The organism is Flavobacterium sp. UBA7682, assembly GCF_002482945.1.
In the GTDB taxonomy this organism is placed as follows: Bacteria; Bacteroidota; Bacteroidia; order Flavobacteriales; family Flavobacteriaceae; genus Flavobacterium.
Genome location: NZ_DLGY01000009.1, coordinates 187496 through 195586 on the forward strand (window position 1 = coordinate 187496; position 8091 = coordinate 195586).

The window sequence follows — 8091 nt, forward strand, 5'->3', positions numbered from 1 at the left end:
TAATTTAGCGATAACCTTTAAATAATGATAACCAAACATTTAAAAAACACACCTGAGTTAGTTTTGTCGAAACAATTTAAAACACAATTTAAAATGAAAAATTTATTTTTAAGTCTTACAATTTTATCAACATTATTTGTTGGCTGTTCATCTGATGATGATGAAGGAACAATTCAACCGGTAGAAGGAGAATTAACCGGATCAATCACTACAAACAAAACATATGCTTTTGGAAATTATACTTTAAATGGAATTGTAACTATAGAAAATGGTGTTACAGTAACTTTTGATGCAGGTTCAACAATCACTGCTAATGCTGCTAATGGTGTTGATGCTATCGTTGTAAAAAATGGCGGAAAATTAATTATGAACGGAACGGCTGCTCAACCGATTGTATTGACAGAGCCTTCTGCAACACCAGGCTCTTGGGGCGGTATCATCATGTATGGTGATGCTCCAATTAATGGTGCTGGTGGTGTAACTACAAAAACTTCTGAAGATGGATTAAATCTATCTTATGGTGGAACAAATGCTACTCATAATGGTGGAACTTTGCGTTATGTAAGAGTGGAATATGCTGGTAAAAAAATTACTGACGGAACAAGTGAAATGAACGGATTTTCATTCTATTCAGTTGGATCAGGAACAGTTTTAGACCATTTAGTTTCATACAAAGGAGCTGATGACGGTTATGAGTTTTACGGTGGAACTGTGAGCGCTACCAATATAATTTCTTATGGAAATTATGATGATTCATTTGACTGGCAAGATGGATGGAAAGGTCAAAACAATTCTAACTGGTATGCATACCAAGTGGGAACAGGTAATTTCGGAATGGAAATCGAAGCTTCAAATAACAACAACGCTTATTGGCCGGTAATTTCAAACATTACATTAGTAAGAGCAGCCGGAACAGTTACAGAAGGTGGTTCTTCAGCAGCGGAATATGATGCTATCCAATTCAAAAAACAAGGAAATGGTGATTTTACTAATGTTGTAATTTCAGGATATACTACTGCCAATTCGACAGCTGTTAGAATTCAAGATGCTGCAACCAATACAGACCAAGTTAACGCAAACAAAATAAAGTTGACTACTGTAAAAATCAATGATGGAACTTCTCAGTACTTAGGAGCCGGAGCCTTGAGTGTTACTTTCCCAACCGGACAATACACAACAAGTGCTAGTGCAACAGGAGCAAATATTTCAACAGGAGTATGGGCAACTGTAAACGGAACTAACTTAGCGCCATAAAAAAACCATACAAATAAATTTAATCCCTCAATTAATTGTGATTGAGGGATTTTTTTTGGTACAATATTTGAAATATATTTTATATCTTTGTAATAACCAAATTAGTGTCATGAAAAGAAACTACTTTTTAACTACTTGCTTTTTCTTATTGTTTACGTTAGTGTCAATGGCACAAGACGGAAAGCAACAAGGAGAAACGCTTGGTTTCTATCCTAACCCTGTTAGTAACGGAAAAATTTACATCACTTCAAAAACTTCTTTGGATAAAGAGATTCTTATCTTTGATGTTTTGGGTAAAAAGGTACTCCAAACTACCATTTCTTCTAAAGAATTGAACATTACTTCTATTCCTCCCGGCGTTTATATCATTAAAATTACAGAAGGAGAAACCACTACCACTAGAAAACTAATTGTCAGATAGTTATTCTTAGTAGTTTTAACTTTTATTTAATCATTTTTTTACATTCTTTTTTTCGGCTAACAAATATTGTCATTATATTTGTAGGCTAATTAAATTTAAAAAAATGAAAAAAATCTACTCTTTATTACTTTTGGTAATGACTTCTGTGTCCTTTGGACAAGCTACTGACCTTTATTTTAGTAAATATGGTGAAGGTTCGAGCAATAACAAATTTCTTGAAATTTATAACGGAACTGGTGCTCCGGTTGATTTGGCAGACTACTCTATTGAATTGTATGCTAATGGCGCTGTTGCCGCTACTAATACTCAAATATTTACAGCCGGAACTATCATTGCCGCTGGAGATGTTTATGTTTTAAGAAATGGTTCTGCTGCTAATGCTGCTATTGTTGCCGCTGCAGATATTACTTCTTCTACTTGTAATTTTAATGGTGATGATGCCATTGTTCTTAAAAAACTTGGAAGCATATTGGATGTTATTGGTCAGGTTGGAGTAGATCCGGGTACTGCTTGGGCTGTTGGTGCAACAGCAAGTGGAACTCTTGATCATACTTTAATAAGAAAATTGACAGTTTGTTCACCAAATGCAACAAATTTAGCATCATTCGGAACTGATGACGCTACTTCAGAATGGACTGTGTATGGAATTGATGCTGAACTAGGTCAATTAGGAGCGCATGTGGGTTGTTCAACGAGCCCTAGTTTGATCATTTCTTCTCCGGCAAATAACACTATTCTATCTCCTGAGACTACAAGCGTTAATATTAATGTTACCGTAAATAATTTCACTGTAGCAAATGGAACCGGTAACGGACACATTCATTATACTATTAATAGTGGTTCTGTTATCATGAAATATGACACTACTCCTATTGTTTTACCAACTACTCCCGGAACATATGTAGTATATATGCAATTAGTTGACAATGCACACAATCCTATTGTTCCTGCAGTAAATGCTACCACAACTTTTACGGTTGCTGCATACAGCGTTGTTGCTGATTTAGCTGCTTTAAGAGCTGATGCTATTGCTAACGGTGCTGGTAGATATTACCAAGTAAACAGCAATCCTGTTATTACTTATGCCAGAACGACAAGAAATCAAAAATACATTCAAGATTCTTCTGCCGCTGTTTTAGTTGATGATAACACAGCCATCATCGCTACTCCAATGGTAGCAGGTGATGCAATCTCTGGTTTAAAAGGACAAACTTCTTTATTTAGTGGTGTTTTACAATTATTGCCAACGGTTAATGCAACGCTTGCTTCTTCAGGTAATGTTGTTACTCCACAAACAGTAACTATCGCTGATCTTCTTGCTAATGTTGAAACTTACGAAAGTGAATTAGTTCAATTAAGCAATGCTTCTTTCACGACAGCAGACGGAACTTTACCATTTACAAGCAATGCAAATTTCAACTTAAACGATGGTAGTGGCGATGTGGCTTTTAGAACTCTTTTTGCAGAAGCCAATTACATCGGTCAAGTGGTTCCTTCAGGACCAAACAACATGGCTGTTTTAGTGGCTGAATTTAACACTGCTGTACAAGTTGTTGCAAGAAGTTTATCCGACTTGACTTTGTCAAATAATGGTTTCGAAATCAACGACTTAAAAGTATATCCAAACCCGGTTTCTAACGGAACTTTGTTTATCGAAACTGCTGCTAATGCTGAAAAAACAGTTACTGTTTATGACATCTTAGGAAAACAAGTTTTAAATACTACCACTTCAGATAATGCTATTAACGTAAGTAACCTTAGAGGTGGTGTTTATGTGGTTAAAATTACTGAAGAAGGTAAAACGGCTACAAGAAAATTAGTGGTAAACTAATTTAGTAATATCTATAAAAAAAGCCCTGACGAAAGTTAGGGCTTTTTGATTTTAAATAATCTTAAACAAAATATTTTAAAAATATTCCTCAATCCTTGTTATAACAACCAAACTTATCGTTCTTGTTTTTAATATTGTCATTATCTTTGTAAGATAAATAAATTTAAAATGAGAAAAATCTACTCTTTATTGCTTTTAGCAATGACTTCTGTTTCTTTTGGACAGACGTTTTATTCTGAAAACATGGGAACAACAGCAAGCGGAAACCCTGTTATTACTGCCTATACAGGATTTCAAAACCCATCCCCAATTGTCTATTCAGGTACAGGCGACATGAGAACGTCTACCCCTTCAACCGGATATGTTGGCGCTTCGGGAAGTGTAAATGTTTTTTTATCAGATACAACAGATGCTAATGAGTATTTTCAAATTGACGGTTTAGATACTTCGACTTACATTGCTGCGAACTTACAATTGAAATTTGCTTATCAAGCCAACTATAATACAACTCCTGCAAATGCAGTCTTGATTGTTGAATATAGCACCAATGGAACTACTTGGACTTCATTGACTTATACCCCTAACGCCAATGCAAGCTGGAATTTAATCACTATCGGCGGTGGCGTTATTCCTTCTTCAAGCACTTTAAGTTTACGATTTACGCAACCCAACTTAGTAGGTGCACAAATCAGAATTGACGACATAAGTCTATCAAGCTTTGACCCTTCGTGTACTTTAGTATTGGGAATCCCAACCACTGTGTGTGATGCTTCAACTTTAGGTTTAGACACTTACACAGCAACTATTCATTATACAGGTGGCGGTTCAGGAAGTTATACTATCACTCCATCTTCTGGTACTGTAAGCGGTGACAATCCCGGTAGTGTCGCAGAAGGCGATATTATTGTTTCAGGCGTTGCAGAAAACACAGCCCTAACTTTAAGTATTACAAATGGCACTTGTCCATACCAATCAATTATTACTTCTCCTGAATGCAAACCGGTTAATCCTTTACCTTATCTTGAATCATTCCCATACACTGTTGGTGGTTCGTTAAACGCTGAGCAAAAGTGGACATTGGTAAACACTGGTGATAATATTACTATCGCAGCAGGAAGTTTGGCTTATCCGGGAATTACGGCTTCTGGAAATTCAATCACTTTTGTAGGTACCGGTGGAGAATCAAGAACATTATTTACCAGTACAAACAGCGGTTTTGTATATGCTTCATTTATAATGACTGCAAGTGATTTAACCAATGTTACGAACGATCTAGCCAACACTTATTTTGCTTTGTTTACAGATAACGCTGGCGCTACAACTAATGCCAGACTTTGGATAAGAAAAAATGCAAATAAATACCAATATGGCTTAGGAACTGCTGGAAGTCCAACTGCTTGGGATCCGACTTTATATAATGCCGGCGACATTCAATATGTTGTGTTGAGTTATAATTTCACAGGAAACACTTTATCGTTATTCATCAATCCTACAGTTGGCGGAAGTGCGGCTCCAACAATTAGTGTTACGCCTGCAACTGCATTCGCTAATTTAGGTGGATTCATGTTCAGACAAGAAAATGCAAACAACACCCCAAACATCATTGCTGACGAATTAAGAATTGAGGTAACACCTAACTTTACTTTAGGAACACAACAAAACGAAATCACTGGCTTAAAAGTATATCCAAACCCGGTTTCTAACGGAACTTTGTTTATCGAAACTGCGGTTAATGGAGAAAAAACAGTTATTGTTTACGACATCTTAGGCAAACAAGTTTTAAACACAACCACTTCTGACAATGCCATCAACGTAAGCAACCTTAGAGACGGTGTTTATGTGGTTAAAATTACTGAAGAAGGTAAAACAACTGCGAGAAAATTAGTCATCAACTAATTTCTAAACTCTATACCAAAAAGCCCTCTACTTAAAAAGAGGGCTTTTTTATTTTTATTACTTTTGCCACTCGAGACCTTTAGGTCGAACTGTACGAAGTAAAAAATTCATCCCTTGATTGATTCACAAGACCTATTCACCATTTCTTCTCAAAAGCAATTTGAAAAAATAGCGCTAAAAGTTTTTCGTTACCAATACGAGAACAACAAAGTCTATCGTGAATTCTGTGATTTTTTAAATACCGATGTTAAAAAAGTAAAATCATTACAACAAATTCCGTTTCTCCCGATCCAGTTTTTTAAAAGTCATACTGTCGTTTCTAATACTGATGCCATTCAAGAAACATTCACTAGCAGCGGAACCACCGGAATGATTACCAGCAAACACTTAGTTACTGATGTTTCACTTTACGAACAAAGTTACCGCTTGGCTTTCTCCGAATTTTATGGCAACATCGAAGACTACGCCGTTTTGGCCTTGCTTCCATCCTATTTGGAGCGCAGTGGTTCGTCTTTGATTTACATGGTGAAAGATTTAATCGAATTGTCTAACAATGAGCACAGCGGTTTTTACCTGAACAATTACGACGAATTGATTTCGAAATTGATTGAATTGGATAACTCAGGTCAGAATGTAATCTTGATTGGTGTCACTTATGCTTTATTGGATTTGATTGAGAAACAAAATTTTCAATTAAAAAACACCATCATCATGGAAACCGGTGGCATGAAAGGCAAACGCAAAGAAATCATCCGCGAAGAATTGCATGAAATCTTGTGCCTAGGTTTTGGGGTTTCGAGTATCCATTCTGAATATGGCATGACTGAATTGTTATCGCAAGCGTATTCTTTAGGCAATGGTATTTTCGAGTGTCCGGCTTGGACGCAAATCCTTGTTCGTGACACTGAAGACGCTTTGACTTACGTCGATTTCGGAAAAACCGGCGGTGTAAACGTAATTGACTTGGCGAATATCAATTCGTGTTCCTTTATCGCTACGCAAGATTTAGGAAAAAAATACACCAACAATTCTTTTGAAATACTGGGTCGCTTTGACAATTCAGATATTCGCGGTTGCAATTTGATGGTGCTATAATAAAATTCGTTTTTCTGCGTTTCTATAAAAAATACAACCTTGAGATATTTAGTCCTTCTCCTTTTTTCGATTACTGGTTTTTCTCAATCCAAACCCATTGAGTTAAAAATTGATTCGATTCAAACTTACAATACTGATGACGGCAGCAGAGAATTTACTCTGCAATATCACATCACCAATCTTACTGACAAACCCATTTCTTTTGTTTTAGACGCCACTAATGCAATCTCAATTGGCGGTGGCTCATTGCGCCCAAATCCCTATTATAAAGTTTATGAAAACGAAGCGTCAATAGAAGTCAACGGAATCTTTACCGGAAAAGGAAAAACCCGCCACTTCAAAGACGAAGCAGCTTACAATACGTACAGAGATTCTTTGATGAATTATATAAAAAGCCGAACACCCGAACAATTATCCCAAATAAGAAAAGAAAGCTTTTTAGAAAACATTCAAAAATTGGAACCAAAAGAAACGAAAAATTTTAAAGCGATTCTGGTTTGGGACAAAACCCGATACCATAAAAATGATGTTATCGAATACTATATAGAAGAAAAAGAAAAGCACTATCTCGAGCTCCACATCAACTTAATGGCTGAAGAACTGCTACAAAATTTCACTGAAGAAGAAAAAAAAGAAGTGCTACATGACAAAACCCTAACCAAAGGCTGGTTTACTTCCAATAAAATAGCAATCGACTTAGGCGAATAAAAAAAGGAACCTATTCGATTCCTTTTTATGTTATATCACTTTGATTAAATAGTAATTCTTCTTCCCTTTCTGCAACATCAAAAACTGGTTGTTAATCAAATCCTTTTCAGTTACTAAATAATCGGCCGCTACTTTTTCTTTGTTCAACGAAATCGAATTTTGTTGCAACTCTCGACGTGCATCACTATTCGAAGCCAAGAAACCGGTCTTAGCCGAAAGCGCTGCAATCATATCTAATCCGTTTTGTAATGCTGCTTTTTCAACTTCCGCTTGCGGAACGCCTTCAAAAACTTCTAAGAAAGTCTTAGTGTCCAATTGTTTCAAATCATCCATGGTCGGACTAAAAAATGCGCCCGAAGCAAAAACCGCTTTCTCCAACTCAACTGCACCGTGAACTAAAGTCGTCACTTCTTCTGCCAAACGTTTCTGCAACACACGCAAATGCGGTGCCGTTTGGTGTTCAACAATCAAAGCATCAATAGTCGCTGCATCTAAAAACGTAAAAATCTTAATGTATTTCTCGGCATCAACATCGGTCGTATTCACCCAAAACTGGTAAAACTTGTAAACCGAAGTCTTATCCGCAGTCAACCAAACATTGCCGCCTTCGGATTTCCCGAATTTAGAACCGTCGGCTTTCGTAATTAACGGACAAGTCATCGCATAAGCTTTTGCACCTTCTCCATTCATTCTTCGCACTAATTCCGTTCCCGTAGTAATATTTCCCCATTGGTCGCTTCCGCCCATTTGCAACAAACAATTATATGTTTTATACAAATGATGAAAATCGTACCCTTGAATCAATTGGTACGTAAACTCCGTGAAACTCATGCCTTCGCCTTCCGCGCTCAAACGTTTCTTTACCGAATCTTTCGCCATCATGTAG

At 36.7% G+C, this 8091-nt stretch carries 7 protein-coding genes; 6 read left to right on the plus strand and 1 reads right to left on the minus strand.

Annotated features, from left to right (window positions below; all coding sequences use genetic code 11):
- The first annotated feature begins 93 nt into the window (after positions 1-93).
- The 6 genes from B3C16_RS02505 to B3C16_RS02530 all read left to right on the plus strand — a co-directional run bounded on the left by B3C16_RS02505 (position 94) and on the right by B3C16_RS02530 (position 7205).
- Positions 94-1254, plus strand: coding sequence for a hypothetical protein (locus B3C16_RS02505; protein WP_121314972.1), 1161 nt, complete (start codon positions 94-96; stop codon positions 1252-1254).
- A 109-nt stretch (positions 1255-1363) separates the two neighbouring features.
- Complete coding sequence (locus B3C16_RS02510) at positions 1364-1675, plus strand: T9SS type A sorting domain-containing protein (protein ID WP_121312519.1); 312 nt, start codon at positions 1364-1366, stop codon at positions 1673-1675.
- Between the two features lie 103 nt (positions 1676-1778).
- Entirely contained in the window at positions 1779-3506 is a 1728-nt protein-coding gene (locus tag B3C16_RS02515; protein ID WP_291128450.1) for a T9SS type A sorting domain-containing protein, read from the plus strand.
- Between the two features lie 168 nt (positions 3507-3674).
- A complete protein-coding gene (locus tag B3C16_RS02520) occupies positions 3675-5402 on the plus strand; it encodes a T9SS type A sorting domain-containing protein (protein ID WP_291128451.1) in 1728 nt (575 codons plus the stop codon).
- Between the two features lie 114 nt (positions 5403-5516).
- Positions 5517-6497 (plus strand): acyl transferase, encoded by a 981-nt coding sequence (locus B3C16_RS02525; protein WP_291128452.1) that lies wholly within the window; start codon positions 5517-5519, stop codon positions 6495-6497.
- Positions 6498-6536: 39 nt separating this feature from the next.
- Positions 6537-7205, plus strand: a complete 669-nt coding sequence (locus tag B3C16_RS02530; protein ID WP_291128453.1) for a hypothetical protein — start codon at positions 6537-6539, stop codon at positions 7203-7205.
- A gap of 30 nt (positions 7206-7235) precedes the next feature.
- Here the strand turns inward: B3C16_RS02530 and tyrS are convergent.
- The coding region (tyrS, locus tag B3C16_RS02535; protein ID WP_291128455.1) for a tyrosine--tRNA ligase at positions 7236-8091 on the minus strand (856 nt) is incomplete at its 5' end.

What these genes read in the sequence shown, in the direction of transcription:
- B3C16_RS02505 (WP_121314972.1), top strand. Translation starts at nt 94, where the DNA reads ATGAAAAATTTATTTTTAAGTCTTACAATTTTATCAACATTATTTGTT.
- B3C16_RS02515 (WP_291128450.1), top strand. Translation starts at nt 1,779, where the DNA reads ATGAAAAAAATCTACTCTTTATTACTTTTGGTAATGACTTCTGTGTCC.
- B3C16_RS02520 (WP_291128451.1), top strand. Translation starts at nt 3,675, where the DNA reads ATGAGAAAAATCTACTCTTTATTGCTTTTAGCAATGACTTCTGTTTCT.
- B3C16_RS02510 (WP_121312519.1), top strand. Translation starts at nt 1,364, where the DNA reads ATGAAAAGAAACTACTTTTTAACTACTTGCTTTTTCTTATTGTTTACG.